The following is a 25,024-nucleotide window of genomic DNA, read 5'->3' on the forward strand; positions in this document are numbered from 1 at the left end:
GTAGGCTGCACGGACAAGCAGCAGACCGGGAGGCCAACTCGATGGGCAGCGTCCAGATCGTCACCACGATCCTCGCGGCCGCCATCACCGCTGTCGCGGTGTGGCTTGCGGTGCGCGCGGTCATGAAGATGACCGCCGTCATCCGGCTCGGCCAGCCCGCGCCGGAGCGCTTCGGCGACAAGGGCGCGCGTACGAAGACGATGCTGGTGGAGACCGCAGGCCACACCCGCATGCTGAAGTGGAGCGTGGTCGGCGCCGCCCACTGGTTCGTGATGGTCGGCTTCATCGTCCTGTCGCTGCTGGTGCTGGAGGCCTACTTCGAGGTGGTCTCGACCGGTGGCGGGCTGCCGATCATCGGGCACTGGACGATCTTCGGTCTGGTCACCGAGTGGATCGGCATCCTCGGTCTGGCCGGCATCCTGGTGCTGATGGCGATCCGCCTGCGCAACCGTCCCGGTCGCGCGGAGAACCGGTCCCGGTTCACCGGTTCGAGCATGTGGCAGGGCTACTTCGTCGAGTGGGTCGTCCTGCTGGTCCTGATCTTCGGGTTCGTGATCCGGGGCTTCAAGGTCGCCACCGACCACTTCGAGTACCCGGTCTGGGCCGCCCCGCTCAGCCACGCGATCGGCTCGGTGCTCCCGAACTGGGAGGCCGGCGTCAGCGTGGCCGCCCTCATCAAGATCTGCATCTCGATGACCTGGCTCATCGTGATCTCGCTGAACGTGACCATGGGCGTGGCCTGGCACCGCTTCCTGGCCTTCCCGAACATCTTCTTCAAGCGCGACCCGGAGAAGCCGGCCGGCTCCGGCCTCGGCCCGCTGCGCCCGATGACCAGCGAGGGCAAGCCGCTCGACTTCGAGGAGGCCGACCCGGAGAAGGACCAGTTCGGTGTCGCCCAGGTCGAGCAGTTCAGCTGGAAGGGCCTGCTCGACTTCAGCACCTGCACCGAGTGCGGCCGCTGCCAGTCACAGTGCCCCGCCTGGAACACCGGCAAGCCGCTGTCGCCGAAGCTGCTGGTGCTGAGCCTGCGCGACCACGCGTACGCCAAGGCGCCGTACCTGCTGGCCGGTGGCGGCAAGGACCTCACCGGCGAGGAGAAGGCGACGCAGGAGCAGCTGGCCGGCGTCGACGTGCTCGCCATGGCCGAGGCCGACCGGCCCCTGATCGGCACCGCCGAGGAGGGCGGCGTCATCGACCCGGACGTGCTCTGGTCCTGCACCACCTGCGGCGCGTGCGTCGAGCAGTGCCCGGTGGACATCGAGCACGTGGACCACATCGTCGACATGCGCCGCTACCAGGTGCTGATCGAGTCGAGCTTCCCGTCCGAGGCCGGCGTCATGCTCCGCAACCTGGAGAACAAGGGCAACCCGTGGGGCGCCCCGCAGAACACCCGCGAGGACTGGACCAAGGGCCTCGGGTTCGAGGTGCCGCGGGTCGGCGAGGTCGACGACTTCGAGTACCTGTTCTGGGTCGGCTGCGCCGGCGCGTTCGAGGACCGGGCCAAGAAGACCACCCGCGCGGTCGCCACGCTGCTCAACGAGGCCGGTGTCAAGTTCGCCATCCTCGGTGAGGGCGAGACCTGCTCCGGTGACCCGGCCCGCCGCATCGGCAACGAGTTCGTCTACCAGATGCTCGCCCAGCAGAACGTCGAGACGCTGAACGAGGCGTTCGAGGGCCGGGAGAAGAGCAAGCGGAAGATCGTCGCCACCTGCCCGCACTGCTTCAACACGCTCGGCAACGAGTACGGCCAGCTCGGCGGCGAGTTCGAGGTCGTGCACCACACCCAGTTGCTGGCCCACCTGGTCAGCGCCGGCAAGCTCACCCCGGTGCAGCCGGTGGACGGCGGCGTGACCTACCACGACCCGTGCTACCTGGGCCGCCACAACCGGATCTTCGCCGCCCCGCGCGAGGTGCTCGGCAGTGCCATCGGAGATGGCCGCGGTGGCGCAGCCTCGGATTCCGGTGCAGGCCGCGACAGCGGCCTCGTCGAGATGCCGCGCAACAGCGAGCGCTCCTTCTGCTGCGGCGCCGGCGGCGCCCGGATGTGGATGGAGGAGAAGATCGGCAAGCGGATCAACGTGGACCGGGTCGAGGAGGCCATGTCCACCGGGGCGAAGACCATCGCGGTCGGCTGCCCGTTCTGCTCGACGATGCTGAACGACGGCGTGAACGGCAAGGGCGCGGGCGAGCAGGTCGAGGTGGTCGACGTGGCCAGCGTGCTGCTGCGCTCGGTCAAGCCGGAGGCCCCGGCCGGTGAGCCCGAGGTCGCGCCGAGCGCGAGCTGAGGCGTACCCCGGCAGAAGTCGGACCACGACGGCGGCGGCACCCCTGCGGTGCCGCCGCCGTCGCGTTCAGCTGGTCGTGGTGGTCATGATGGCAGCGCTCGTCCCGGCCGTCATCGCGACCAGCAGCGCGGCCTGCATCTCCTCGATCGCCTTCTTGACGGCGGCCGACGCCCAGTCACCCGCCGCGATCTCGTCCATCCGGGCCTTGACCCGCTCCTTCGGCAGCTCGCGGAAGACCTTGCGGTCCAGGCCGACCGCGCGGGTCAGCGTGAGCAGCGCGGCGGTCCGGGCGTCGACCGGGCCGTCGGTGGTGAGCGCCGCCGCCATCCGCTCCCGGGCCGCCGTCTCCACCGCCGGTTCCGCGCCGGTCGGCGAGGGATAGCGGGTACGCGGGAAGACCAGCAGCACCCGGTCGGACTCCCGGCGCAGCACCCCCGCGGCCACCAGCCCGTCGAGCACCCGCTCCGGCAGGCCCCTGGCCAGCTTGCCGATCCAGTCCTTCGGCTTGCGTGGGCGGCCGGAGCCGACAGTCGCCAGCGCCTCGTCCAGCAGCGGCACGCCGGTCGGCGCGGGATCGGTCACCACGAGCCGCTTGTCCGCCACCTCGACGCGCCGGGCGAGCGCCAGTTCCAGCAGCACCGCCCCGGCGAGGCCGTAGCCGAGGTGCGGACTGCCGAGGCGGCTCGTGCCGCTGTCGTCGTACGCGAGCAGGACCAGTTCGTCGGTGAGCAGCAGACCGTCCATGCGTTCCACGCTACGGGGGGCCCACCATCGGCGCTCGCGTGCCACAATCACGCCCATCGACGGCCTTCTCCTTCTGACGCTGTTGCCCCTGGCCGGTTTCGTGCTGCTGACCGCGGGCAACGCCTTCTTCGTCGCGGCCGAGTTCGCCCTCGTCACGGTGGACCGGGCGGAGATCGACAGGCGCGCCGACGAGGGCGACGGCCGGGCCGCCACGGTACGCCGCGCGCTGCGCGAACTGTCCTTCCAGCTCTCCGGCGCGCAACTCGGCATCACCCTCACCGCGTTGCTCACCGGCTACCTCGCCGAGCCCGCGCTGGCCCGGATCTTCGCCCCGCTGCTGCATCCGCTCGGCGGCGCGGAACGCTTCTCCGGCCTGCTCGCGCTGGCCCTGGCCACGCTCATCTCGATGCTCTTCGGCGAGCTGGTGCCGAAGAACCTGGCGCTGGCCCGGCCGATGCCGGCGGCGCTCGCCACCGCCGCGCCGATGCGCGCGTTCTCCCGCACGTTCGGGTGGCTGATCCGGCTGCTGAACGAGTCCGCCAACCGGCTGGTGCGCCGCCTCGGCGTGGAACCGCAGGAGGAGCTGGCCAGCGCCCGCTCCCCGGAGGAGCTGGGTCTGCTCGCGGCCATCTCGGCGCGGGCCGGCGCGCTGCCGCCGGACACCGCGATGCTGCTGCGGCGCACGATCCGCTTCGGCGACAAGCGGGCCGCCGAGGCGATGACGCCCCGGGTGGACGTCACCGCGCTGCGGGCCACCGCGTCCGTCGCCGACCTGCTGGACCTCTCCCGGCAGACCGGCCGGACCCGGTTCCCGGTCTACGAGGAGACGCTCGACCTGGTCACCGGCGTCGCCGGGGTGCCCGACGCACTGGGCGTCCCGCTGGCCCGCCGGGCCGCCACCTCGGTAGCCGCGGTGGCCCGGGAACCGGTGTACGTGCCGGAGAGCCTCAACCTGAACGGCGTGCTGGCCGCGCTCAAGGCCGCCGGGGCGGACCTGGCGATCGTGGTGGACGAGTACGGCGGCACCGACGGCGTGGTGACAGTGGAGGACCTGGTCGAGGAACTGGTCGGGGAGATCGCCGACGAGTTCGACCCGGACGCGGTCGACGACGCCGGGCCGGTGGAGCTGACCGTGCCGGGCGGCGAGCGGACCGTCCTGGCCGACGGCGTGCTGCGCGCCGACGAACTGGTCGAGCAGACCGGGTTCCGGCTGCCCGACGGGCCGTACGAGACGCTGGGCGGCTTCCTGATGGCGCGGCTGGGCCGCATCCCGGTGCCGGGCGAGACGGTCGACGAGGCCGGGTACGAGTTCACGGTGGTGGAGGTCGACCGGCACCGGATCGAACAGGTGCGGGTGGTGCGCCCCGAGGAGCCCGACGACGGTGCCTGAGCTACTTGTCGCGGTGGTGCTGCTGCTCGGCAACGCGTTCTTCGTGGGCAGCGAGTTCGCGCTGATCGCCTCCCGGCGTACGGTGATCGAGCCGCTGGCGGCGACGTCGAAGCGGGCCCGGTGGGCGCTGGCAGCGATGAACCAGATCCCGCTGATGATCGCCGGGGCGCAACTCGGCATCACGGTCTGCTCCCTCGGCCTCGGCGCGATCGCCGAGCCGGCGCTGGCCCACCTGCTGGAAGGGCCGTTCGCCGCGCTCGGGCTGCCCGCCTCGGCGGTGCACCCGGTGACCTTCGTCATCGCGCTGGCAGTGGTGGTGTTCCTGCACACGGTGGTCGGCGAGATGGTGCCGAAGAACATCACGCTGGCCGGTCCGGAGCCCTCGGCGCTCTGGCTCGGCCCGGCGATGCTGGCGTTCTGCCTGGTCACCAAGCCGCTGCTGCTGGCGATGAAGTGGGCGTCCCGGCAGGTCCTGCGGTGGTGGCGGGTGGAGGCGACCGACGCGGTGAAGACCGTGTTCACGGCCGAGGAACTGGCCGGGCTGGTCTCGCAGGCGCGTACCGAGGGGTTGCTGGACGCCGAGGAACACGCCCGGATCACCGGCGCGCTGGCCCTGCACAGCCGTACGGCGGCGGACGCGCTGCAACCCTGGTCCACGGTCACCACAGTGGCCGAGGACGTCTCCCCGGCGTCGCTGGAGGTGCTGGCGACCCACACCGGCCGGTCCCGCTTCCCGGTGGTGCAGCGGACCACCCGCCGGGTGCTCGGTTTCGTGCACGTGAAGGACGTGCTCGGGTACGCCGGCGCGAGCCGCCGGGCGCCGGTGCCGGCCGATGTCTACCGGCCGCTGGCGGTGGTGCCGCCGGACCGTACGCTCGCCGACCTGCTGCTCGCGATGCGCCGTGAACGCCGCCACATGGTGCTGGTCAGCGACGGACGGCGGCCGATGGGTGTGGTCACGCTCGACGATGTATTGACAGCCATCGTCGGGAGATGAAATGAATACCCTTTGTGTGCAACCGATTGCGGATACGTGATTGAACAAACGGTCGCCTTGATTCCACCGGACGCCTTCCCTAATGTGGGGCACCGACCGCTGTGGGTCGTCTGCCTCGAATCTTCCCTCTCGCGAGGCGCCCGGCGGTCGGTTGCAAAGGAGTCCGTGCCGGTGGCAACCACGCCCCCTCAACGTCACGCCCCGAGCGCTCCACCCGGCCGGCGGGCCGGGTTCCAACGGATGGCACGCCGTCTGGTCACCCTGGTGGCGGCCGCCGCGGTCGGTGCCGGGATGCTGACGGCTCCGGCGCACGCGGCGCCGTCGGTGGACGAGATCGACGCGCAGATCGACAAGCAGTGGGAGCAGCTCGAACCCACCATCGAGCAGTTCAACAAGGTCCGCTCGCAGCTTCGCGCCAACCAGAAGAAGTCCAAGGCGCTGAAGGACAAGATGGTGCCGCTGGAGCTGGCCTCCACGCTCGCCATGAACAAGGTCGGCGACATCGCGGCCCGCTACTACATCCAGGGCCCGTCGCAGGAGCTGGGCGCGCTGCTGGTGAGCACCAAGCCGGGCACGCTGGCCGAGCAGCTGGTCATGCTGGACCGGATCGCCGACGACCAGCGCCGCCAGATCGCCGGTGTGCTCAAGGTGCGGGACGAGTACAACAGGCAGAAGGAGAAGCTCGACGCGCTGATCGAGCTGGAGACCAAGCAGCAGAACGATCTCGCGGCGAAGAAGAAGCAGATCGACTCGGAGATCAAGCGGCTCACCGCCATGCTGCCGGTGACCTCGATCCGCCCGGCGGGCTGCCCGAAGATCGACGGCGTGGTGAGCAGCGCCGCGCGGACCGCGATCGCGACGGCGTGCGCCCAGGTCGGCGACCCGTACGTGTGGGGCGCCACCGGCCCGAACTCGTTCGACTGCTCCGGCCTCACGCAGTACGCGTACAAGGCGGCGGGCATCTCGCTGACCCACTTCACCGGCGCGCAGTGGAACGAGGGCCGCAAGGTGTCCCGCTCCGAGGCACGCCCCGGTGACCTGGTCTTCTTCGGCTCCGATCTGCATCACGTCGGGCTCTATCTCGGCAACGGGGTGATGGTGCACGCGCCCCGGACAGGCAAACCGGTCCAGGTGTCGAGCATCAACACCCAGCCGCTGGCCGGCTTCGTCCGGGTCACCTGACCTCGGTCACACCGAAAGGCCCCCGGTCCGCAGGGACCGGGGGCCTTCGCGTTCTCGTGGAAAGGTCAGCGCGGCGCGCCGACCGGGGACGGCAGGATCAGCACGTCGTCCAGGTTCACGAACATGATCCGGTGGCCGAACTGGACCTGCACGTACCGGTTCTTCCCGCGTACCACGGTCCGGTCACCCGGGGCGGAACCGTCGAACGAGACCGCCCGGTAGTACTCGCCGGGCAGCACCCCGCCCACCGCGTACCGCTGGCCGGCGGCGAACGTGTACTGCAGCGGCGAGATGGTCTGGTACGGGATGGTGTCCGGGTAGGCGGCCTGCTCCGGGTAGGCGCGGCCGTACACCGGGATGGTGGCCTTGCCGGGCCGCGGGGTCACCACGAAGCCGGTCGCCCACTTGGCAGTGGGCGCGGAGGCCGGGTTGAGGAACCACGCCTTCTGGCCGAGGTACCAGATCGCCGTCCAGTCGCCCTGCCGGCCGGCGAGCGCGTACGTCTGGCCGGCGGAGGCGCGGGCGCCGTGGTCGGAGATGTACATCGTGTCCGGCGTGCCGTCCGGGCGCAGCCCGAGGTCGTTGACGAGCGGGGCGTCCGGGCTCGGCGCGGTCCGCAGGACCACCGCCGAGGAACCGCGCGACGGGCACGGCTCGGCCGGCGGCCGGGGCGTCGGGACGCCGGGCGGCTGCTGGTTGCAGCCGACGAACGCGGGCCGGTTGGTGGCGAAGTCCGGGTCGATGGTGACCAGGCCGGTCCGCGCCGTGCCGGTGCCGCGGAACGGCGCCTTCATCAGGTCGAAGTAGTGCGACCAGTCCCAGTACGGTCCCGGGTCCCAGTGCATGCCGCCCACCGCGCCGGCGTTGATGCCGGGCACGTTGTCGTGGCCGATGATGTGCTGCCGGTCCATCGGGATGCCGAACTTCAGTGCCAGGTGGCGGACCAGCTTGGCGGAGGTGCGGTACATCGCCTCGGTGTACCAGGTGCCCTGGCCGGCGAAGCCCTCGTGCTCCAGGCCGATGGACTTGGCGTTGACGTACCAGTTGCCGGCGTGCCAGCCGACGTCCTTGGTCTTGATGTGCTGGGCGATGTAGCCGTCCACCGAGCGCAGCGTGTAGTGCCAGCCCAGGTAGTCGGCCCGCTTCACCAGGTCGACGCTCGGGCCGAAGTAGCCCTCGGTGTCGTGGATGACGATGTACTCGATCTTCTGCTGCTTCGGCCGGTCGCCCAGGTCGTGGTTGCCGTAGTCGCCCGGGTCGTCGCTGAGCTGCTCGTAGGGCGCGGGAATCCACTCGCAGGCCAGCCGGACCGGGCACTCCAGCCCGTCCGGCCGTTCGGCGTTGCGCAGACCGAGCCGGGCCAGCCGGGAGCGGTCCGGCTTCGCGGCGGTGGCGGCGAGCGTGACCCGCTGGCCGTCGTCGGTGGTCCGGGTGGCGCCTTGGCCGAGCTGGTCGTAGACCTCGTCGGCGAAGGCCGCCGCCGCGTCGGAGGTGTCCGCGCCGGAGTAGCGGGCCACCGCGGCGTACCAGGCCGCCGGGTCGGTGCCGGCACCGACCGGCCCGCCCAGTGCCTTCTGGTACGACGCCAGCAGCGCCGCGCCACCGCGGATGTTCGCCGCCGGGTCGGTCCGCAGCGTGCCCGCGTCGAGCCCGGTGAGCGCGGCGGCGGCGTCGAGCGTCTGGAGCGAGGCGCTCGGCAACGAGGTCTCCCGCTTCGGCGCGGCGGCCGTGGCCGGGTCGAGTTTCAGCGGGCGGGAGTCGTCGCCGCGCGGGTCCTCGTCCTCGTCGACATGGGCGCTGCCCGGTGTGGCGAGGATGTGCGCGGCGTCGGTCAGGTGCATCGGGCCGTAGCCGCCGCTGGTGCTGGGCTGACCCGGGTGGGTGTCCCACCGGGACTCCAGATAGGAGACACCGAGCAGAACGTTCTGCGGCACGCCGTACTCGGCCGCGGCCGCAGCGTACTGTTGTTGGCGGTCGCCGGCGGGCGCTGTCGCGTCCGGCGCGGCGACCACCGGGCCGGTGGTCGCCAGCGCGGTGGCGGTCGCCACGGCGGCGGCGAGCAGTATCCGTCTGCCCGACGGCAGGGCGGAGAGGTGCATCGAACCTCCTGGACAGGGATGGGGGTCACTGCATTCTCACCCTCACTCCGCGCACCCGCGAGGGTCAATACCTTTCCGCCAGGTAATCAAGATTGAAAGAAAACTTCACCTCCGCGCGGGGGTGCGGCCGTCATCGCGTACGGAGTGTCACGTCGCCGGAAGTTGCGGATCGATAACGGTGGTCCCTACTCTGGTCAAGCGTCGGCCGCATGTCTCACCGTCCAACCCGGTCGGTGACGGTCCGACACCGCCGAGTCGCCCACGGGCGAGCCGGGGAACCAGGTACCTGGGGTGAATCCGCAGCGCTGCTGCGGTAGGGCGGCTCCCTTCCCGCCCGAATCCGTCAGCTAACCCGGTAGGCGGTACGGAAGAAGGAGTACGGACGCCCGGTGGCACTCCATGCCCCGCGGCCGTCGTCGAACCGGTCGGTCGACCGGTCCAGCGTCGCGCCGCGTTCCCGCTGGTCCCGCTTCACCACAGCCCTCGCCGCGCTGGTCGGCACCGCCGTCGTTCTGACCGGCGGCGCCACTGCGGCACACGCCGAGCCCTCGGTCGCCGAGATCGAGGCCCAGATCGACCGCGACTGGAACAAGCTCGAACCGGTCATCGAGCAGGTGAACGCCGTACGCGAGCAGCTCGCCGCACGGCGCAAGCAGGCCGACGCGCTCGGCCGGCAGATCGCACCCCTCCAGGCCCGGGTGGACGCCGCTCTCGGCCAGGTCGGCGGCCTCGCCGCCGACGCCTACAAGGGCGACAACCTCTCCACAGTCAACGTGCTGCTCGGCAGCCGCTCGCCCGGTGAACTGGTCAACGGCCTGGAACTGCTCGACCGCTTCGCGCACCGGCAGCACGAGCAGGTGCGTTCCGTCGCCGCGCTGCGCGACGAGCTGGCGGCGAAGAAGAAGCCGCTGGACGAGATGATCGCCGGGCTGGCGCGCACCGAGGCCCAGCTCGCGGCGAAGAAGAAGCAGATCGACGCCGAGATCGCCAAGCTGCAGAAGCTGCGGCTCAAGGTGTACGGCAAGGGTGGCGGCGGCCCGCTGCGCCCGGCGCCCTGCCCGGCCGGCTATCCCGGCGGCCCGGCCGGGGCGGCGGTGAAGTTCGCCTGCGCCCAGATCGGCAAGATCTACGTCTGGGGCGCAGCCGGCCCGGACCACTTCGACTGCTCGGGCCTCACCCTGGCGGCCTGGGCCAAGGGCGGAGTCTCGCTGCCGCACAACGCGCGCCAGCAGCACGCCGTGACGAAACGGATCAGCCGCGCCGACCTGCGCGCCGGTGACCTCGTCTTCTACTACAGCGACCTGCACCACGTGGCGATGTACGTGGGTGACGGCTGGGTGGTGCACGCCTCCCAGTCCGGCAAGCCCATCACGATGAAGCGGGTCGACGACGGCGACATCAACAGCTACGGCCGCGTGTAAGGAAGGGCCCCCTGTTAACGCCTCCGGCAGAGGAGGGGGCCCTTCTTAACAACTGCGGGCGCCGTCAGCGCGTCGGCCAGGTGCGCCAGCTCTGCCAGGACCGGCTCGGCGTCGGGCCGCGCTGCCCCTGGTAACGCGAGCCGTAGACGGCCGAGCCGTACGGGTGCTCGGCCGGCGAGGAGAGCCGGAAGATGCAGAGCTGGCCGATCTTCATGCCGGGCCAGAGCGTGATCGGCAGGTTCGCCACGTTCGACAGCTCCAGCGTGACGTGACCGGAGAAGCCCGGGTCGATGAAGCCGGCGGTCGAGTGGGTCAGCAGACCCAGCCGGCCCAGGCTCGACTTGCCCTCCAGCCGGCCGGCGAGCTGGTCGCCCAGCGAGATCACCTCGAGCGTGGAGGCGAGCACGAACTCGCCCGGGTGCAGCACGAACGGCTGCCCCTCCGGCACCTCCACCATCGAGGTCAGGTCGTCCTGCTGGATCGACGGGTCGATGTGTGTGTAGAGATGGTTGTTGAACACCCGGAACAGCCGGTCCAGGCGTACGTCGATGCTCGACGGCTGCACCAGCGTGGGCTCGAAGGGCTCCAGCGCAAGCGTGCCGGCCTTGATCTCGGAGACCAGGTCGCGGTCGGAGAGCAGCATCGGAACACCATAGCGACCGGTATGGGTGACCTGCGTGTCGCACTACATCTTCGTACACGTGTTCGATAGGATGTCCGCATGGCTTCCTGGTCCGAATTCGCCGCCGACGAGCCCCGCCTCGCCGACGAGATCCGCCTCCTGATGCAGCAGTACGGGCCGGGCTTCGGCTACCTCGCCACGGTCCGCGCCGACGGCGGCCCCCGCGTCCACCCGGTTTCCCCGGTGATCACCGACGACGGCCTCTGGTGCTTCGTCATCGACTCGCCGAAGCGCCGCGACCTCGAACGCGACGGCCGCTACGCGCTGCACTCGTTCCCGCCGGAGGAGAGCGACGACGAGGCGTACATCGCGGGGCGCGCGCGGCCGGTGACCGACCCGGCCACAGTGGCCCACCTGGCCCGGATCGCGCGGGCGTCGCCGCAGGGTGACTGGCGGCTGTTCGAGTTCACCGTCGAGGCGGCGATGCTGACCCGGCGCGACCCGGTGGCCCAGCCCGGCGCCGCCCCGCCGCAGGTGCGGGTGTGGCTCGACCCGCTCGGGGCCGAACCGGCCCGGCGTGAGCCGGTAGCCGCCGAGGGCCGGCGCGGGCGGCACGGCTTCGACACCCGCCGCCCGGCCGCCTGACCAGAGCCCCGAAACGAGCGGTGCCGGCCCGTCCGAGGACAGGGCCGGCACCGGTACGTGGTGCGAGAAGGTCAGGCTGCGCGGTAGGCGTTCCACGCGGTGAGCATGCGGCTCGCCTGTCCGGCGGTGAACTGGTACATGCAGGAGTCGTACGTGTAGTCCATGAAGTTGGTGATCGGGTCCTTGCCGGTGGCCGAGCAGGTGTCACGGCCGGTAGGGCACTGGTACGCCGGGGACGCCTCGGCCGGGGTGTCGGAGACGCTGTCGCCGGAGCCGGAGCAGCCGCCCTGGAAGGTGTGGTAGAGGTTCAGCCAGTGGCCGACCTCGTGCGTGCCGGTGTCGCCCTGGTTGTAGTTGGTCGACGTGCCGCCGGGCAGCGACTCGCTGAGCACTACCACGCCGTCCATCTTGTCCAGCGTCCGCTTCGGGAACGTGGCCCAGCCCAGCAGGCTGTCGCTCAGCTCGCCGAGGTAGATGTTCAGCGTGTTCTTGCCGCCCTGACGCAGCGAGGTCTTCATCGAGCGCTCGGCGGAGGAGCCCTGCACGATCGGGTACCACGACGGGTTCGTCACCCGGTTGATCTTCGTGAGCTGGAACCCGAAGGCGGTGGCCGCGCCGCCGGTCGAGCCCGCGTACGACTGGTTCAGCACGGTGATCTGCTGGTTGATCATCGAGTCCGGGATGTTGCCGCCGGCCCGGGTGCTGTTCTCCTGGATGACGTGCACGACGACCGGGATCGTCACGGTGGCCAGCGGGGTGACGGCGCCGGCCCGGAAGTTGGTCCGCTCGCGCTGCGCCGCGGCGAGGTCGGCTTCCCGGTCCTGGACCTGCTTGGCGGTCAGGTGGTTGGGGTCGAGCTTGGCGTTGCCGCCCTTCGCGACGCGGGCGTTCGAGTGCTCGTCGGCGTGGGCGTCAGCAGGCTCGGCGCAGACGCCGGCCGGGGCGGCCGAGAAGGCCGAAGCAGCGGGGACGACGCCGACGGCGGCGGTGCTGAGCAGCAGCGCGAGGGTCGACGTCGCGACACCGGCGGTACGCCGGGTCAGCAGGTTGGGACGGAGTCCCATGGGCCCACCTCTTTCTGACGGCGTGCCAGGGGGTGTGTCACGCCGGTGCGGAAACGTGGGCCAGACGTTACATCTCATCGACGCATTTGAGAACGCCCATATGTTGCCGACGTGCAACTTCGCGCCCGGCGACCCCGGTGTGTGCTTGATCCACTCCAGTTCGGGGAGATGGCGGGGTCAACCGCCCGCCGACGCCGCCACCTCGCCGAGGTGGCGCGCGCACCTGACTGCACGGGGGTGGTGACCTTCAGGTAGAGTGGTGCCGCCTGCGGGTGTAGTTCAATGGCAGAACATCAGCTTCCCAAGCTGACAGTGCGGGTTCGATTCCCGTCACCCGCTCCGGGTTGAGGCCCAGGTCAGGACACGTTTCCGACCTGGGCCTCATTCATGCCGGTCACTTCTTGGTCTTGCCGTGCCCCTTGCGTGCCCGATCGCGGCTCTTCTTGATCTGGTCGCTGAGGCCGCCGGCGATGTGCTGGTCACGCTCCTGGGCGGTGTGCTGGTAGATCAGCGCGGCGCGGGTCGAGGCGTGGCCCATGCGGGCCATCAGGTCGGCGAGGCTGGCCCCGGTTCGTGAGGCGAGCGTGTTGCCGGTGTGCCGCAGGTCGTGGAAGTGGAAGCCCGGCAGGCCAACCGCCGCCACGGATGCCCGCCAGTTGCAGGTCCGTTGGAAGTTGGAGCGGCGCAGGACCGCGCCGGTAGCGCCGGTGAAGACGAGCGCGTCCTGGTCCTCGTCGACGAAGTCGTCCAGGTGTGCGCGGACCTCGCGGCGGATCGCCGCCGGGATGGTGACGGTGCGCAGGCCGGCATCGGTTTTGGGCGGGCCGAAAGTCAGGGTGCCGTCCTGGCGCTCGACCAGAGTCGCGCGGACCGTCAGGGTCCGACAGCGCGGGTCGAAGTCGCGGCGGCGAAGGGCGGCCAGCTCTCCGTAGCGGAGGCTGGCGAAGGCGGCCAGCAGGATGAGGACGCGGAGGCGTCGAGGCACGAGGTCGGCGAGCTGGAAGACCTGGGCGACGGTGGCGGTCGGTCGTTCGGCCGGCCGTTCGATGCCCGCGCCTTGGATGCGGCAGGGGTTGCGTTGGATCAGTTCGTCGTCAACGGCGGTGTTCAGCACGGCGCGGAGAAGGCGATACGCCTTGGCCGTCATGGTGGGGCTGACTCCCTCGGTTACGAGGTCAGCACGCCAGGCCCGGATGGCACCGGGGGTGAGGTCGGTGAGGAAGTAGTCGCCGAGTCTCGGCGCGATGTACTTGCGGTGGAGCCAGCGATAAAGATCGAGGGTGCGAGGTCGCAGACCCGGCCGGTGGTCGATCCACTCGGTCAGGTAGTCGCTGAGGGAGATCCGGCCGAGGTCCGGGTTGCGCCAGGTGCCCCGGATCATGTCCGCCTCGATCGCGGTGAGCCATCGGTTGGCGTCTGTCTCGGTAGCGAAGGTGCGGGGCGCAGGTCGGTCGATGCCGTTGGGATCGGGGTAGCGAGCTTGGAAGCGGCCGGACGGCAGTTTACGGACGCGGCCGAAGCGGCGCTTCTTAGGCGGCATAACGGGTTTCTCCCTTCGTGTACGTGAGGACCGGTCGGATGGGTTCGACCTGCCCTTGTTGGATGTAGTCGGCCACGTCGTCAGGGTCGAACCGGACGTACTTGCCGACCTTGTAGAAGCGGATGCGGCGCTCGGCGACGATGCGGCGCACGAAACGCACTCCCGTGCCGAGGCGTTGCGCGGCTTGCTCGACGGTGAGCATGTCGACGTCATGGGGTTCGTTCAGGGCGATCTCCTTCCAGACCGATCAAGCAGCGGCCGGCACGATGCCGGTCGAGGTGCCGAGTTCGTGGGCGAGCTCTTCGCGTCCGGCGGCGTGTCGTGCGCGGGCGAGAGCGGCGGCGGTGTTGGCGAGCAGGGCGTCTCCGGTGGTGTGCCAGCCGACGCCGGCGAAGGTGAGGGTGCCGACGATGAGGGTGGTGTCGTCGAGGTGGTCGACCGCCCGGATGGGTTCGCCGGCGCCCTGGTCGTGGTCCTCGCTGCGGCGGTAGGTGACGCGGGTGTCGCGCAGGAGTTGGAAGGTGACGGAGTAGCGGCGGGCTTTGGTGAGGAAGTGGCCGCCGAAGCCGAGCATGTGTGCCCACCGCCGCAGCCGGGCGTAGGGGTTGCCGTTGGCTGGTTTCGTCGATTCGGCGTCAAGGCTGGCTTGACGGTGGGCGATGCAGACGGGGCAGGCGGGATAGCGGGTGTGGGTGCCGCAGTCGGGGCAATCCCAGCGGTCGACGAAGCCGGGGCGGGGCCGGAGGTCGCGGGGCCGCTCGGACAGCGGGGCGGGGGTGTGGGTGGGTCGGCCGATGCGCCAGCAGGCGTCGATAAGGCGGGCGGTGTGGTCGCCGTCGGGGTCGGCGTAGTCGCCGATGCTGTCGGCGTCGAGGCGGGTGGAGCGGTGTCCGGTGGCCTCGGTGCTTTTGGTGGCGTACTTGGCGAGGTAGCCGGCGACCATGCTGTCGGTAACCTCGCTGTGTCCGGTCAGCGTGATGACGCGAATGTCGAGCTGTGCGCCCCAGACGATGCGCCAGCCGGCGGGCCGGTCGGGGTGGCCGGGGGTGGTGTAGTCGACCTGGGCGGCGGCGTGGCGGATCGCATCGTCAAGGTCGGCGGCGGTGAACCCGGCCGGTGGGGGGATCACGGCGGCCGGGTCGTACGGGTCGACGCCGTCCAGGCGCACGAGAGCGTGGAAGTGGACCGCGCCGCGTGCTTGGAACTCGGCGGCCTTGCCGTGTGACAGCCGGACGGGGGGAACTTTGCGGATCTTCCCGGACGGGGTGACCAGCTCGACCGGGGGGATGCCGCGTCGGCGGGCGAGTTGGGCGAGCCACCGTTCCGCGGCTTGCTTGGTGCGGTGCCACAGCATGCCGGAGAACAGGTTCCACACGACCTGGTGGTCGTGGTCGTAGCAGTCGAGGCAGAACGGCTGTCCGAGGACGGTGTCTGCGGGTTCGTGGCGTGCCCAGCACACGGCGGGCCGCCCGTGGATGCACAAGCCGGCGTTGCGGCGGGCGTGGCAGGGGTCGGGCCGGCAGTCGCACCGCTTGCGGTTGGTGCAGGTGTGCCGACTGACCACGCGCGCGTGGACGGTGCCGAAGGACGGGGCGGTGAAGGTCGGGAAGACCGCCGGGTGCCGGGACACGGTTGCGGGGACGCCTTTGCCGCCGATGAGGCCGGCGCGCAGGAGTTGGTAGGCGTCGCGTTGGTAGGTCTGGGCGCAGGAGGGGCAGACGGTGGCGCGGCGGTTGCCGCACGCCTTGTAGATGGCGGCGTCGGGCATGGCGTCGGTGTGTCGGGCGTCGAGGAGCCTGCCGGTGGCGGGTTCGACGGTGTAGAGGCTGCCGGCCAGCCGGATGGGTCGGGTGCAGCCGGCAGCAGCGCGGACGTGTTCGATCCAGCCGAAGTAGTCGGGCTGCTGTGCACGTTGGAAGGCGGAGCCGGCGGCGGTGTAGCCAACGAAGGGGTTGGTGGTGTCGGCGTTCGAGCCCACACCCCGGGCCAGAGCGGTCCGGGGTGTGAGGTCCAGCGTCGAAACCATCAGGCGGCCTCACCAGTGAGGTGCCGAGTGGTGATGGTGTGTTGGGTGACGATGATCCGGCAGGCCCCGCACTGGCGGTCGGCCGGTTCGTGCCGGTAGCAGGGGATGACGGCGGTCGTGTCGCCGCAGCGGATGGTGACCGGGGTCCGGCAAGGACCGCCGGGGATGACGTCGATGACGGTCCTGCGGGTGTCGTAAGGGTGCGGCTCGTCCGGCCAGGCCGGGCAGGTGTGAGTGAAGTGCTGGATGTCGACGACGTGGATGGTCATCGGGCACCACCGGCGACGGGGGTGCCGTTGACGGCCGTGGTGTGGCCGTTGATGGAGTGCAGCAGTTCCCGGGCGATGGCCGGGGTGACGGAGAGCAGGGCGGCGAGTTCGTCGGCGGTGATGGGTCGGCCGTGGGTCTGCTCGTGCTGGCGGGTGGCGAAGCGGGCGGTGGGCACCAGGTGCGCGGGGACCTCCGGCCGGGCGGCCGGGATCGGGGTGAGCGCGGGTGTGGCGATGGCGACCGGCGCGGCGGCCGGCGGGGTGTCGACGACGGCCGGCGTCTCGACGGGTTCAGGGGTGGGTTCGGTGGTCTGCTCGGCCTTGTCCGCCAAGTCGCGGGCGGCGGTGAGCAGGGCGGCGGCTTCGGCTTGGATGGCCGCGAAGTCGGGTCGGATGCGTCCGGCGACGAGTTCCACGCCTATGACGAGGACGACGACCAGGGCGAAGACCAGGCGCAGGCCGAGGCTGCCGGGGGAGGCGAAGTTGATGGTTGCCGACAGCAGCGCGGCGCAGGCGAACACCACCAGGGCTCCACGCTTGGCGTCCTTGGCGATGCCGGAGGTGCGGACGACGGTGAGCATCGACACCATGGCGGCGTCGAAGATCAGCGGCACCAGGTAGGCGAAGTAGCCGGCCTTTTGGGTCCACAGGTAGTGGCCCTGGTGTAGGTAGCTGGTGGCGAGTGCGCCGAGCAGAACGAAGCGGTTGTACCGCTTGACGGAGGCGATTGCCTTGAGCATGGCGGGTACGGCGTTGCGGGCGTACTCGGCGGCGAACTGTTCGGTGACGGCGGCGGGGTCAGTGCTCGACATGGGGAGTCACCTCCGGTGCCGGGACGGTGTCGAGGGGGATGAGGTCGACTACGCCGGAGCAGTGGGCGCACATGATCGGGGCTAGGCCCTTGGCGGCGAGCTGGTCGCGGAAGCAGGGCAGGCAGGTGAAGTCGGCCGGGAACAGCCCGTCGCCCTCGCAGAGGGTGCAGGCACCGATGCAGACGGGGCAGGGCTTGTAGACCGGGCCGACGATGTCGTGGATGCCGGCAGGGCTACTGCCCTCGATGCACCAAAGGCACGGGTCCGACAGGTGGAAGCTCACGACGGGTTCCCTTCGTGGCAGTCGAAGCAGCAGCCGTAGCGGCGGGGGATGTAATAGGGCTGCACTTGGCCGCAGACGCGGCAGGTGCGGCGGGCGCGCAGTGCCTTGGCAATGGCGGCCCGCTGGGCCTCGGTGGCGGTGCGCTTGGGCGCAGCCAGGTCGAGGCGGTAGAGGTAGGCGACGCGCTTGCCGCGACGCCAGAGGATCTGGGCAACCGGGTAGTTGCCTCCGGGACGGAGGCCGGCGGCGCGCAGTTGCCGGCGGGTCGCCAGCCCTTGCGGGGCGAGGCGATAGCGGTAGGTGGGGAACTCTTCGTCAGTTCCCGCGAAGTGGTAGGTGGTGGTCACGGCTTCTCACCGCCCCAGCGCTGCTGGGCGGCTTGCTTGGAGATGCCAAGCCGGGTGCCGATCTCGGACCAGGAGTAGCCGAAGGCCCGCAGGCCGACGACGGCCTCACCGATGGCCTCGTCGAGGTTGGCCGACAGGGCGACCAGGTCGCGGAGGGCTTCGACGTCACCGGCGGCGACGCGGCGGCCGTGGGCGCGGATGATGCGCCGGGCGAACGCGGCGAAGGCGTCGTTCTCGACGACCTCGCGGCGCTTCTGACGGGGGATGCGCGTCAAGGACGCCTTGACGGTGAACATCAGTCCTCGCCTCCGTCGGTGTGGAGGCGGTCCCACTCGTCGGCAGCGGCCTCAAGGGCGGTGATGACCTGCTCGGCGGTGCGGCCGGGAATGTCGTTCCAGGAGTAGGGAAGGCAGCCGGAGTCGTCGTCGAGAACGAACCCGAGTTCGTCGGTCCAGTAGGCCGGCGTGTCGGTGTCGAGGTAGTCGGTGAACACGCGGACGGCGAAGAGGTAGTCGACCAGGGCGTCGGTGTCGAGCTGGGCGAATTGCTCGATGCGGTGGCCGGTGCAGGCGATGCCGATGGCCCCGACGGCGCAGGCCGGCGGGGTGGGGGTGTCGGTGGTGGCGTAGTAGCTGCCCTGGTGCCAGCCGTGCCGGCGCAGGTAGAGGGCAGCCATCCGCAGCAGGTCAGCAGTGGTGACTGGTGCGGCGGTGGGTGGGTTGTGGGTAGCCTTCATGGCAGCCACGTCCTTTCAGATGGGCTTGGTGGGTGGTCGGCAGGACCAGAGCTGCTGCCAGGCGGGACCTGGTCCTGTCGGCCGATTCAGGTGGTGCGCAGCCGCAGGTAGCGGCGTTGGCGGGTGTCGTCGCCGCCCATCGAGCGCGGGGCGGACAGGTAGACGAGTCGGCCGCTGGCCGAGGCGACCTGGACCATGGCGGCGATGTCCTCGGGACGCCCGACGATCCACAACTCGGTGAACTGGGCAGCCCGCTGGTTGTTGGCACGCGCGTAGGTACGCTCGCGGGTGGTCATGCCGCCATCTCCCATCCGGTCGGGTCGACGGCCGGGGTGCTGGTGCCGGCGGGGCGGCGGGTCCAGGCGGCGTAGTCGGCGATGTTGTAGATGTCGGTGTCGGTGAGGTAGGCCGCCTTGATGCGCCGGGGAACGCCGCCTTCGGCCAGGAGGTAGGCAGCGCCCTGGTTGGTGGGGGCGATGTCGGAGGCGGTGTAGCCCTGCTCGGCCCAGCCCTGGCCGAGGATGATGTTCGAGCTGTTCAGCGAGGTGCACCGGAACGCGGCCCGGTAGCCGAACAGGTCCCGCAGGCTGGCAGGGATGATGTCCCACGACGGCCGCTGCGTTGCGGCGACCACCGGCATGCCGCAGGCGCGGCCGAGGGAGACGAGGCCGCGCAGGAGGGTGGAGAACTCTTCCTGCTGGGCCTTGGTCCCCAGCACCGTAGAGAACATGGCGAGTTCGTCGATGACGGTGAGGATGACCGACATGCCGTCACCGGGGGCGAGCTTGCGGCGCCGGTTGGCGAGCAGCCAGGTGTAGCGGTTGGTCGCCACGACCAGGAGGCGGCGCAGCACGTCGATGCCCTGGTCGATGTCGGGGCCGATGAACGCATCGGCCAGGTCGCGCCAGGGGCCGAGTTCGACGAGCTTGGCGTCGAAGAGCACGAGGCGGGTGTTGTCGCACAGGACGCCGTGGCCGCAGATGTTGTTGACCAGGCCGGACTTCCCGCCTCCGGGCTCACCGGCGGCGAGCAGGTTGTGATAGACGACGTCGAGGTAGACGGGCTGGCCGAACTCGTCGATCCCGATGAACACCGGGTCGAACATCGACAGGCCAGCACCCACCGGCACCGCGTCGGCGGTGGTGGGAATCGTGGTGGTCATGGGATGCGCTCCTTAGGTGGGCGCGGAACCCCAACAGGTGGAGACTCCGCGCCCGTCGAGACAGTCAGTCGGAAGGGGTGCAGGTGTGCTCGCGCTGCGAGCCGTGGCAGCCGCAGGCGAGGTAGCCGCCGGTGTCGAGCAACGGAAGCTCGGGGCCGGTGTCGCAGTGGCCGTTGACGAGGCCGGACGAGTTGTGCTCGCGCACGTCCACGCCGCACTCGCGGGGGCAGGAGATGTAGTCGGATCGGTTCATCGGGGTTGCTCCCGTCAGATCCAGTCGGAGGTGTCGTCGTCCGGCAGGGACGACGCGGAGGAGGCCGCGGGCTTGCTGCCGTTGGCGGTCGTGGCCGGCTTCTTCGCCGGCTTGCCCTGGGCCGGGAGGGTGATCGTCGGGGTGTCGACGTCCGGCAGGTCCAGGGCGGTGGGCACCGTCAGCGGAGACGCCGAAACCGGCGCGGTCCGGTCGATCACGTCGACCAGCGGGGAGTTCACCTGAGCGTTGAGCACCTCGCGGCGCTTGATGTCGAACCGCAGGTACGCGGCGTTGCTCTCCCCGGCGCGCTCGATGAGCACGGTCGAGGCGTGGCAGGTGACCGCGATCTTGTCGAGGCGGGATTCCAGGTCCTTGGCCGACAGGCCAGGACGCAGGTACACCCAGACCCGCTCACCGACCGGCGTGGGACGAGCCCACAGGATTAGCGGCAGCGAGCCGGACTGGTTGGCGATGATGAACTGCGCGAAGCACACGCGCAGCCGGTGGCGCACCACGAGGCACCATCCCCATGCCTTGACCTGGCGGCGAACCGGGCCGATGGCGGCTGGAACGCCGACGACCAGGGCGACCACGAGCAGGGTCACCACGGTCGGGGTGTGGTTAGCGAGCTGCACCCAGCCGGTCAGCAGTCCGGCACTCAGCAGGGTTTCCGGGGTCCACCACCACAGCAGCCGGATGACCGGCCAGATCCGCACGAGCAGCCACATGAGGCCGCCGGTCGGAACGCCGATCAGGGCACCGACGAACAGGGCCACGATCGGGTGCCAGTAGGCGGCGGCTACCACGGCCGACAGGACGCCGACGATAACGGCGGTGAGGATGAACGCCATGCGGGCGTTACGCGCGGAGGAACGGTGAACCTTGGCCTCGATGACCGTCACCGTTCCGGTTGACTTGCCGCCGAAGCGGCGGGGGCTAGACTTGGACACGACGAGTCCTCCCAATGCCAGTTGGGTTGGATGAGTAGGCGGCACCGGGGTCGGCAGACGTAGGAGTCAGTACCGACCCCGGGCCATTTCTTCGGGGTTGTCGCCACTGCCAGGTGGCGACCGGACCGGGAGAAGTAGGAGTCAGAGACAACTCCCGGAACCGCATGAGGGTTGGTTCAGCGGACCATCAGGCCGCTTGCGCGGTGGCCACGGACACCGTGTGGCACACACAGCACGTCGTGCGATGGACTTACTTGGCCGCAGAACCGTTCTTCGGCTTCAGGGACACCGCCCGGAACGCGACGCCGTTACGCCCGTTGGTCGCCCACGGAATGGCCTCCAACTGCTCGACGGCCAGGAAGTCGCCCACCTTCACGTTCGGCTTCTCTCCCGCCGTGGTGATGGTGATGACCTCCCCGCCGTTCTCGTCGAGCACGAAGACCTGGGTGGACCACATGAGCCGGCCCGTGTTCTTCTCGGACTTCTGGTTGCCGTTCTGGTCGTTCTTCGGCTCCGGGTCCTTCGACGCCGTCACCTGCTTGCTCGTGGTGTCCACGTACAGCTTCACAACAGACCTCCTGTGTCTAGGCGCATCCCTTGTTGGATGACTGCCTCACCATCAAAGTACCAACTGAGTTGGTACTACGCCAGGTCATCAACGGACTTTCTTCCGGTGTTCTGCTGGCACTCACAACGATGACCTTCGTCGCGGTAGAACGACAGGTGTCACTGCGGTGACAGGTCGAAGTCCCCTCGCCATGTCCCCGAGCCGGAGCGATACTGGCTACATGGCTGATGTAGCTACTGACCTCGATCGACCCGTCTGGGCTTCCCGGCTGAGAGCTGAGCGCACTGCGCGAGGCTGGTCCCAAGGTGAGGCCGTGCGAGCGATGCGAGTGCACGCCGTCGAGCAGCTACCCGCCGACAGCACCCTCCTGCGAAACTGGAAGAGGTGGGAATCCGGGAGTTCGGAGCCTGACGCCTTCTACAAGGCGTTGATTGCGAAGACGTTCGGAACTGTCACGGCCGCCTTCTTCCCGCCCACCGTTTCCCGTGACGCTGATGCCGAGCTGATCGCCGGAACGGGCATGGAGACGGTCGAAATTCTTGCTCGTTTGCGAACTTCGGACGTCTCCAACGCGACCTTGGAAGCGCTTCGGATCACAGCCGATCGCCTTTGCAGCGAGTACCCGTACATGTCACCCGATCAGCTCCGGGCCGAAGGCCGATCGTGGTTGCGACGGATCACCGCTCTGATGGACCGCCGGCTAACTCTCGCTCAGCACCAGGAGGTGCTGACACTTGCGGGATGGGTAGCGTTGCTCGTCGGTTGCGTCGAGTACGACATGGGTCTACGCCGCATCGCCGAGGGAACCCGCAAAGCGGCGTTGACGCTCGGCGAGGAAGCGGGAAACGCGGCGGTGTCGGGCTGGGCGTATGAGATGCGGGCCTGGTACTCGCTCACACAGGGCGACTACCGAGGTGTCATCGCAGCGGCCGAGGCGGGCGAGTTGATCGCAGCCGGTAGTAGCGCAGCGGTGCAGCTCGCCGGCCAGCGTGCCAAGGCGTGGGCTCGACTTGGTGACAGGCGACAGGTAGAGATGGCTCTGGACAAGGGCCGGACGCTGCTTGAATCACTGCCATACCCGGAGAACACCGATCACCACTTTGTCGTAGACCCGGCAAAGTTCGACTTCTATGCGATGGACTGCTACCGGCTGGCAGGCGAGGATCGCCTAGCAGAGATGTACGCCGAGCAGGTCATGCAGTCGTCGATAGACCCCGACGGGACCGAACGTAAGCCAATGCGGATTGCGGAAGCGCGGGTCACGCTCGGAGTGGCCGCTGCCCGGGCGGGCGACCTCGAACGGGCCGTTGCTCACGGACGGCAGGCGCTTGAAGGCGACCGCAAGTCGTTGCCGTCTCTCCTGATGTGCTCGAAGGAACTCGCGACGCTTCTACGGGCGCGGTACCCGAAAGACCCGCAGGCGCTGTCGTACCTGGACGAACTTCGGACCCTCAGCGCGAGCTGACGCCGGAACCGCTCTCATCGGTGTTCACGGGGCTGGGGCGACCGCCGACGCCAGGACGCGGACGGCTCTCGTGCCAGGACACGATCCGGCTGGGACGCCACATGTGGGTACGCCCGACCGTCGCATCGGGCTCCGGCATCTGGCTCCGCTTGCGGTAGTTGGAAACGGTCGCCACCTTGACTCCGAGGTACGCAGCTACGTCGGAGGTCGTCCACCACTCCGCGGTTGTGTCTGGGCCAGCTCCCACGCTCATCATTCTGGCATTCCTTTCCGGTGTGGCACCTCCTACTTGCCGCTGTCGAACATGTGTACGATCCTCGCGTGGCAAAGGAGCTGGTCACACGCTGGTGGAACGGCACGTGGGGACGACTGACTCGACGTGATGTGTGGCTTGCCCGCGAAGTGCGGTGGCACGTTATCGCCAGGGCCGGCGACTCCGAGACGGGCAGGGTGCTCCGGTGGGAGTTCGACACCGAGGACGAGGCACGCCGGATGGCGCAGCGTCTCGTCCAGGCAGACGGCGGCCAGTGGCGAGAGCAGTCCCGCGATGTAGCCACGCAACCACCGGAGTAGAGGCCGGGCGGCCGGACTGCCGGCGATGTTGTGCAAAGTTTCTGTACGTCTTCAAGGCGGCCCGAGACGGGCCGCAAGCGCCGCCGCCTGGGCGCGCGTCCGTCGCTCCGCTGGCGCTCCGACTCCGGCCACGCAGGACGCCCGGCGGCTGGCGCGGGAAGCGGTGAGCCCGGGGCCGCCGCAGACGGTGGGGCCGAGGGTTGTTGGTGTTCGTGGGCCGGCAGCCGGCCGGGCCGCGCCCCGAGCGGCGCGGCGCAGCGAAGGGCACGCCGGGTCCGCGCGGCGGGTCGCGGCGGCGAGCTGGTCGCGGTTACCGCGCCTCCGGCGGGGGCGCAACGACTCCGAGATGGTCGGGGGTCCGTCGGCGGGTCGCGGTCCGTGGGTGGTTGCGCAGGGCCATCCCGCCAGCCGCCGACCCGGGCGAGCCGAGCAGACCACCGCCCGGCCCGCCAGCGTCCGAACGTGCGTCAAGGTCCGCTTGACGTGGCGGACCGGGCGGCGGCCCGCTCCCCAGAGGGCGGGTCGGCGGCAGACGGGATGGCAAACACTGCGTGGCTCGTGGGCGTGCCCGATGCGTGCCCGAAGACCGGGTTTACAGGGGTCAACACCACCGAAGGCAGCGCCGCAAGACTGACGCTCTGTAGTTGCTACCTCGTGGAGGATTGGTCGTTTGTCTACCGACAGTGACGATCAACCCGATTCCCAAGCTGACAGTGCGGGTTCGATTCCCGTCACCCGCTCCAACGTGAGGCCCCAGCTCAGGACAGGTTTCTGGCTGGGGCCTCAGTCGTTACTGCCGCTTCTTGTTGTGGCCGTGCCCGCTACCGCAGTGCTGCTGCAAGGTCGGCGGCGTTGTCGAACGCGGGTGCCGCCCTTTCGGATTCGTCTTCCGTGAGCGTGACGGACTGGGCGCGGGCCAGCATCTCGGCCGCAGTCTTCGGATCGTCCAGCACCATCGCGAGTTCGGCGCGGTAGACCAGGACCTCTACCTGCTCGACCGGGTCGTCGTCGGTTTGCGGGCGGGCCAAGGCGCTGTCGAGGATCCGAACGGCCTGTCCGACGCTTCCCCTGGAATCGGCCTGCACGACAGCATTCGCCAGAGCCTTGGCCAGCCGCCCGGCAGGCGTGGTGGCCGGCATGGGCGCGGTGGCGGCGTGCCGAAAGACGCGGATCCAGTTGCCGCCCGGGTCGATGACGCTGAACCCGCCCATCCCGTCGGCGTTCTTCCGCGCCCTGGGCCGGGTCATCCGCGGCGTTCCGGACACCAGTACCTTGCCGTACGCGGCGCGCATGCCGGCTGCGAATGCCCGGTGTAGTCCCTCGATGTCCGCGGTGAGTACGAGACAGGAGCCATAGGACTGCTCCGGGTCAAACCCGGGGATCTCGAAGAACTGCAGATTGAGGTCTTCCCGCTGCACCCCCACACACGCGTTGGGCTTGCGTTGCTTGTACGTGGTCCGGAAACCGAGAACTCCATAGAAGGTTTCGATGTCGTCAATGGATGCGCACGGAAGCAGGGGAACGGTCACCTCGTTGGTCATGCCTCCTTCCTAAGCGCCGCAGGGTGTCCGTCGCACATGGAAAGAGCCGA

At 69.8% G+C, this 25,024-nt stretch carries 26 protein-coding genes, 1 tRNA gene and 1 riboswitch; of the genes, 8 read left to right on the forward strand and 19 right to left on the reverse strand.

The window, feature by feature from the left end:
- Positions 1–41 precede the first annotated feature (41 nt).
- Positions 42–2,285 carry a (Fe-S)-binding protein gene (locus FHU28_RS03225; RefSeq protein ID WP_184680697.1) on the forward strand — a complete coding sequence of 748 codons (2,244 nt, stop codon included), beginning with the start codon at positions 42–44 and terminating at the stop codon, positions 2,283–2,285.
- Positions 2,286–2,351: 66 nt separating this feature from the next.
- Here FHU28_RS03225 and FHU28_RS03230 read toward each other — a convergent pair whose 3' ends face one another.
- Positions 2,352–3,029 (reverse strand): GOLPH3/VPS74 family protein, encoded by a 678-nt coding sequence (locus tag FHU28_RS03230; protein WP_260412837.1) that lies wholly within the window; start codon positions 3,027–3,029, stop codon positions 2,352–2,354.
- An 82-nt stretch (positions 3,030–3,111) separates the two neighbouring features.
- Between FHU28_RS03230 and FHU28_RS03235 the strand changes: the two genes are divergently transcribed.
- The 3 genes from FHU28_RS03235 to FHU28_RS03245 all read left to right on the forward strand — a co-directional run bounded on the left by FHU28_RS03235 (position 3,112) and on the right by FHU28_RS03245 (position 6,598).
- The gene (locus tag FHU28_RS03235; RefSeq protein WP_221453098.1) at positions 3,112–4,419 is read left to right on the forward strand and encodes a hemolysin family protein; all 1,308 of its coding nucleotides are present in this window, start codon (positions 3,112–3,114) and stop codon (positions 4,417–4,419) included.
- Complete coding sequence (locus FHU28_RS03240; protein ID WP_116503125.1) at positions 4,412–5,416, forward strand: hemolysin family protein; 1,005 nt, start codon at positions 4,412–4,414, stop codon at positions 5,414–5,416. Before FHU28_RS03235 ends, FHU28_RS03240 begins: the two co-directional genes overlap by 8 nt.
- A 171-nt stretch (positions 5,417–5,587) precedes the next feature.
- Positions 5,588–6,598 carry a C40 family peptidase gene (locus FHU28_RS03245; RefSeq protein WP_073827086.1) on the forward strand — a complete coding sequence of 337 codons (1,011 nt, stop codon included), beginning with the start codon at positions 5,588–5,590 and terminating at the stop codon, positions 6,596–6,598.
- Positions 6,599–6,663: 65 nt separating this feature from the next.
- Here FHU28_RS03245 and FHU28_RS03250 read toward each other — a convergent pair whose 3' ends face one another.
- The gene (locus tag FHU28_RS03250) at positions 6,664–8,697 is read right to left on the reverse strand and encodes an N-acetylmuramoyl-L-alanine amidase (protein WP_184680701.1); all 2,034 of its coding nucleotides are present in this window, start codon (positions 8,695–8,697) and stop codon (positions 6,664–6,666) included.
- Between the two features lie 238 nt (positions 8,698–8,935).
- Positions 8,936–9,073: riboswitch (cyclic di-AMP (ydaO/yuaA leader) on the forward strand.
- A 13-nt stretch (positions 9,074–9,086) separates the two neighbouring features.
- On the opposite strand from FHU28_RS03250, the gene FHU28_RS03255 reads away from it, so the two are divergent.
- Positions 9,087–10,118, forward strand: coding sequence for a C40 family peptidase (locus FHU28_RS03255; protein WP_184680703.1), 1,032 nt, complete (start codon positions 9,087–9,089; stop codon positions 10,116–10,118).
- Between the two features lie 64 nt (positions 10,119–10,182).
- On the opposite strand, the gene dcd is transcribed toward FHU28_RS03255, so the two are convergent.
- Positions 10,183–10,761: a dCTP deaminase gene (gene dcd, locus FHU28_RS03260; protein ID WP_013283324.1), complete on the reverse strand. Its 579-nt coding sequence runs from the start codon at positions 10,759–10,761 to the stop codon at positions 10,183–10,185.
- Positions 10,762–10,839: 78 nt separating this feature from the next.
- Between dcd and FHU28_RS03265 the strand changes: the two genes are divergently transcribed.
- A complete protein-coding gene (locus FHU28_RS03265) occupies positions 10,840–11,385 on the forward strand; it encodes a pyridoxamine 5'-phosphate oxidase family protein (protein ID WP_073826899.1) in 546 nt (181 codons plus the stop codon).
- A 71-nt stretch (positions 11,386–11,456) separates the two neighbouring features.
- On the opposite strand, the gene FHU28_RS03270 is transcribed toward FHU28_RS03265, so the two are convergent.
- Positions 11,457–12,449 (reverse strand): zinc metalloprotease, encoded by a 993-nt coding sequence (locus FHU28_RS03270; protein ID WP_184680705.1) that lies wholly within the window; start codon positions 12,447–12,449, stop codon positions 11,457–11,459.
- A gap of 268 nt (positions 12,450–12,717) precedes the next feature.
- Between FHU28_RS03270 and FHU28_RS03275 the strand changes: the two genes are divergently transcribed.
- Positions 12,718–12,788: transfer RNA gene (locus tag FHU28_RS03275), tRNA-Gly, on the forward strand.
- Positions 12,789–12,843: 55 nt separating this feature from the next.
- Here the strand turns inward: FHU28_RS03275 and FHU28_RS03280 are convergent.
- The 14 genes from FHU28_RS03280 to FHU28_RS03345 form a co-directional block, all read right to left on the reverse strand.
- Positions 12,844–13,989, reverse strand: a complete 1,146-nt coding sequence (locus FHU28_RS03280) for a tyrosine-type recombinase/integrase (protein ID WP_184680707.1) — start codon at positions 13,987–13,989, stop codon at positions 12,844–12,846.
- Positions 13,979–14,191 carry a helix-turn-helix domain-containing protein gene (locus FHU28_RS03285; protein ID WP_184680709.1) on the reverse strand — a complete coding sequence of 71 codons (213 nt, stop codon included), beginning with the start codon at positions 14,189–14,191 and terminating at the stop codon, positions 13,979–13,981. Before FHU28_RS03285 ends, FHU28_RS03280 begins: the two co-directional genes overlap by 11 nt.
- Before the next feature lie 45 nt (positions 14,192–14,236).
- Positions 14,237–16,015 carry a replication initiator gene (locus FHU28_RS03290; RefSeq protein WP_184680711.1) on the reverse strand — a complete coding sequence of 593 codons (1,779 nt, stop codon included), beginning with the start codon at positions 16,013–16,015 and terminating at the stop codon, positions 14,237–14,239.
- Complete coding sequence (locus tag FHU28_RS03295) at positions 16,015–16,284, reverse strand: hypothetical protein (RefSeq protein WP_184680713.1); 270 nt, start codon at positions 16,282–16,284, stop codon at positions 16,015–16,017. The genes FHU28_RS03290 and FHU28_RS03295 overlap by 1 nt, the downstream gene beginning before the upstream one ends.
- A complete protein-coding gene (locus FHU28_RS03300) occupies positions 16,281–17,096 on the reverse strand; it encodes a DUF2637 domain-containing protein (RefSeq protein ID WP_184680715.1) in 816 nt (271 codons plus the stop codon). The genes FHU28_RS03295 and FHU28_RS03300 overlap by 4 nt, the downstream gene beginning before the upstream one ends.
- Positions 17,083–17,379 carry a hypothetical protein gene (locus FHU28_RS03305; RefSeq protein ID WP_184680717.1) on the reverse strand — a complete coding sequence of 99 codons (297 nt, stop codon included), beginning with the start codon at positions 17,377–17,379 and terminating at the stop codon, positions 17,083–17,085. The genes FHU28_RS03300 and FHU28_RS03305 overlap by 14 nt, the downstream gene beginning before the upstream one ends.
- On the reverse strand, positions 17,376–17,726 hold the full coding sequence (locus FHU28_RS03310; RefSeq protein ID WP_184680719.1) for an RRQRL motif-containing zinc-binding protein: 351 nt from the start codon (positions 17,724–17,726) through the stop codon (positions 17,376–17,378). The genes FHU28_RS03305 and FHU28_RS03310 overlap by 4 nt, the downstream gene beginning before the upstream one ends.
- Positions 17,723–18,022 (reverse strand): hypothetical protein, encoded by a 300-nt coding sequence (locus tag FHU28_RS03315; RefSeq protein WP_184680720.1) that lies wholly within the window; start codon positions 18,020–18,022, stop codon positions 17,723–17,725. Before FHU28_RS03315 ends, FHU28_RS03310 begins: the two co-directional genes overlap by 4 nt.
- The gene (locus tag FHU28_RS03320; RefSeq protein WP_184680722.1) at positions 18,022–18,462 is read right to left on the reverse strand and encodes a DUF6197 family protein; all 441 of its coding nucleotides are present in this window, start codon (positions 18,460–18,462) and stop codon (positions 18,022–18,024) included. Before FHU28_RS03320 ends, FHU28_RS03315 begins: the two co-directional genes overlap by 1 nt.
- Before the next feature lie 86 nt (positions 18,463–18,548).
- Positions 18,549–18,758 (reverse strand): hypothetical protein, encoded by a 210-nt coding sequence (locus tag FHU28_RS03325; RefSeq protein ID WP_184680724.1) that lies wholly within the window; start codon positions 18,756–18,758, stop codon positions 18,549–18,551.
- Positions 18,755–19,624 carry an FtsK/SpoIIIE domain-containing protein gene (locus tag FHU28_RS03330; RefSeq protein ID WP_184680726.1) on the reverse strand — a complete coding sequence of 290 codons (870 nt, stop codon included), beginning with the start codon at positions 19,622–19,624 and terminating at the stop codon, positions 18,755–18,757. Before FHU28_RS03330 ends, FHU28_RS03325 begins: the two co-directional genes overlap by 4 nt.
- Before the next feature lie 64 nt (positions 19,625–19,688).
- Positions 19,689–19,877 carry a hypothetical protein gene (locus FHU28_RS03335; RefSeq protein WP_184690086.1) on the reverse strand — a complete coding sequence of 63 codons (189 nt, stop codon included), beginning with the start codon at positions 19,875–19,877 and terminating at the stop codon, positions 19,689–19,691.
- A gap of 14 nt (positions 19,878–19,891) precedes the next feature.
- The gene (locus tag FHU28_RS03340; protein ID WP_184689178.1) at positions 19,892–20,779 is read right to left on the reverse strand and encodes a hypothetical protein; all 888 of its coding nucleotides are present in this window, start codon (positions 20,777–20,779) and stop codon (positions 19,892–19,894) included.
- Between the two features lie 298 nt (positions 20,780–21,077).
- On the reverse strand, positions 21,078–21,395 hold the full coding sequence (locus tag FHU28_RS03345; protein ID WP_184680728.1) for a hypothetical protein: 318 nt from the start codon (positions 21,393–21,395) through the stop codon (positions 21,078–21,080).
- A 220-nt stretch (positions 21,396–21,615) separates the two neighbouring features.
- Here FHU28_RS03345 and FHU28_RS03350 point away from each other — a divergent pair, with 220 nt between their 5' ends.
- Positions 21,616–22,860, forward strand: a complete 1,245-nt coding sequence (locus tag FHU28_RS03350) for a helix-turn-helix domain-containing protein (RefSeq protein WP_483403771.1) — start codon at positions 21,616–21,618, stop codon at positions 22,858–22,860.
- Positions 22,861–24,254: 1,394 nt separating this feature from the next.
- Here FHU28_RS03350 and FHU28_RS03355 read toward each other — a convergent pair.
- Complete coding sequence (locus FHU28_RS03355) at positions 24,255–24,974, reverse strand: VOC family protein (protein WP_184680730.1); 720 nt, start codon at positions 24,972–24,974, stop codon at positions 24,255–24,257.
- Positions 24,975–25,024 lie beyond the last annotated feature (50 nt).

Origin of the sequence: Micromonospora echinospora (assembly GCF_014203425.1) — a bacterium.
Taxonomy (GTDB): domain Bacteria; phylum Actinomycetota; class Actinomycetes; order Mycobacteriales; family Micromonosporaceae; genus Micromonospora; species Micromonospora echinospora_A.

What these genes read in the sequence shown, in the direction of transcription:
- FHU28_RS03300 (WP_184680715.1), bottom strand. Translation starts at nt 17,096, where the DNA reads ATGTCGAGCACTGACCCCGCCGCCGTCACCGAACAGTTCGCCGCCGAG.
- FHU28_RS03295 (WP_184680713.1), bottom strand. Translation starts at nt 16,284, where the DNA reads ATGACCATCCACGTCGTCGACATCCAGCACTTCACTCACACCTGCCCG.
- FHU28_RS03265 (WP_073826899.1), top strand. Translation starts at nt 10,840, where the DNA reads ATGGCTTCCTGGTCCGAATTCGCCGCCGACGAGCCCCGCCTCGCCGAC.
- FHU28_RS03285 (WP_184680709.1), bottom strand. Translation starts at nt 14,191, where the DNA reads ATGCTCACCGTCGAGCAAGCCGCGCAACGCCTCGGCACGGGAGTGCGT.
- FHU28_RS03325 (WP_184680724.1), bottom strand. Translation starts at nt 18,758, where the DNA reads ATGACCACCCGCGAGCGTACCTACGCGCGTGCCAACAACCAGCGGGCT.
- FHU28_RS03320 (WP_184680722.1), bottom strand. Translation starts at nt 18,462, where the DNA reads ATGAAGGCTACCCACAACCCACCCACCGCCGCACCAGTCACCACTGCT.
- dcd (WP_013283324.1), bottom strand. Translation starts at nt 10,761, where the DNA reads ATGCTGCTCTCCGACCGCGACCTGGTCTCCGAGATCAAGGCCGGCACG.
- FHU28_RS03355 (WP_184680730.1), bottom strand. Translation starts at nt 24,974, where the DNA reads ATGACCAACGAGGTGACCGTTCCCCTGCTTCCGTGCGCATCCATTGAC.
- FHU28_RS03250 (WP_184680701.1), bottom strand. Translation starts at nt 8,697, where the DNA reads ATGCACCTCTCCGCCCTGCCGTCGGGCAGACGGATACTGCTCGCCGCC.
- FHU28_RS03270 (WP_184680705.1), bottom strand. Translation starts at nt 12,449, where the DNA reads ATGGGACTCCGTCCCAACCTGCTGACCCGGCGTACCGCCGGTGTCGCG.
- FHU28_RS03335 (WP_184690086.1), bottom strand. Translation starts at nt 19,877, where the DNA reads ATGAACCGATCCGACTACATCTCCTGCCCCCGCGAGTGCGGCGTGGAC.
- FHU28_RS03350 (WP_483403771.1), top strand. Translation starts at nt 21,616, where the DNA reads ATGGCTGATGTAGCTACTGACCTCGATCGACCCGTCTGGGCTTCCCGG.
- FHU28_RS03225 (WP_184680697.1), top strand. Translation starts at nt 42, where the DNA reads ATGGGCAGCGTCCAGATCGTCACCACGATCCTCGCGGCCGCCATCACC.
- FHU28_RS03315 (WP_184680720.1), bottom strand. Translation starts at nt 18,022, where the DNA reads ATGTTCACCGTCAAGGCGTCCTTGACGCGCATCCCCCGTCAGAAGCGC.
- FHU28_RS03280 (WP_184680707.1), bottom strand. Translation starts at nt 13,989, where the DNA reads ATGCCGCCTAAGAAGCGCCGCTTCGGCCGCGTCCGTAAACTGCCGTCC.
- FHU28_RS03330 (WP_184680726.1), bottom strand. Translation starts at nt 19,624, where the DNA reads ATGACCACCACGATTCCCACCACCGCCGACGCGGTGCCGGTGGGTGCT.
- FHU28_RS03290 (WP_184680711.1), bottom strand. Translation starts at nt 16,015, where the DNA reads ATGGTTTCGACGCTGGACCTCACACCCCGGACCGCTCTGGCCCGGGGT.
- FHU28_RS03230 (WP_260412837.1), bottom strand. Translation starts at nt 3,029, where the DNA reads ATGGACGGTCTGCTGCTCACCGACGAACTGGTCCTGCTCGCGTACGAC.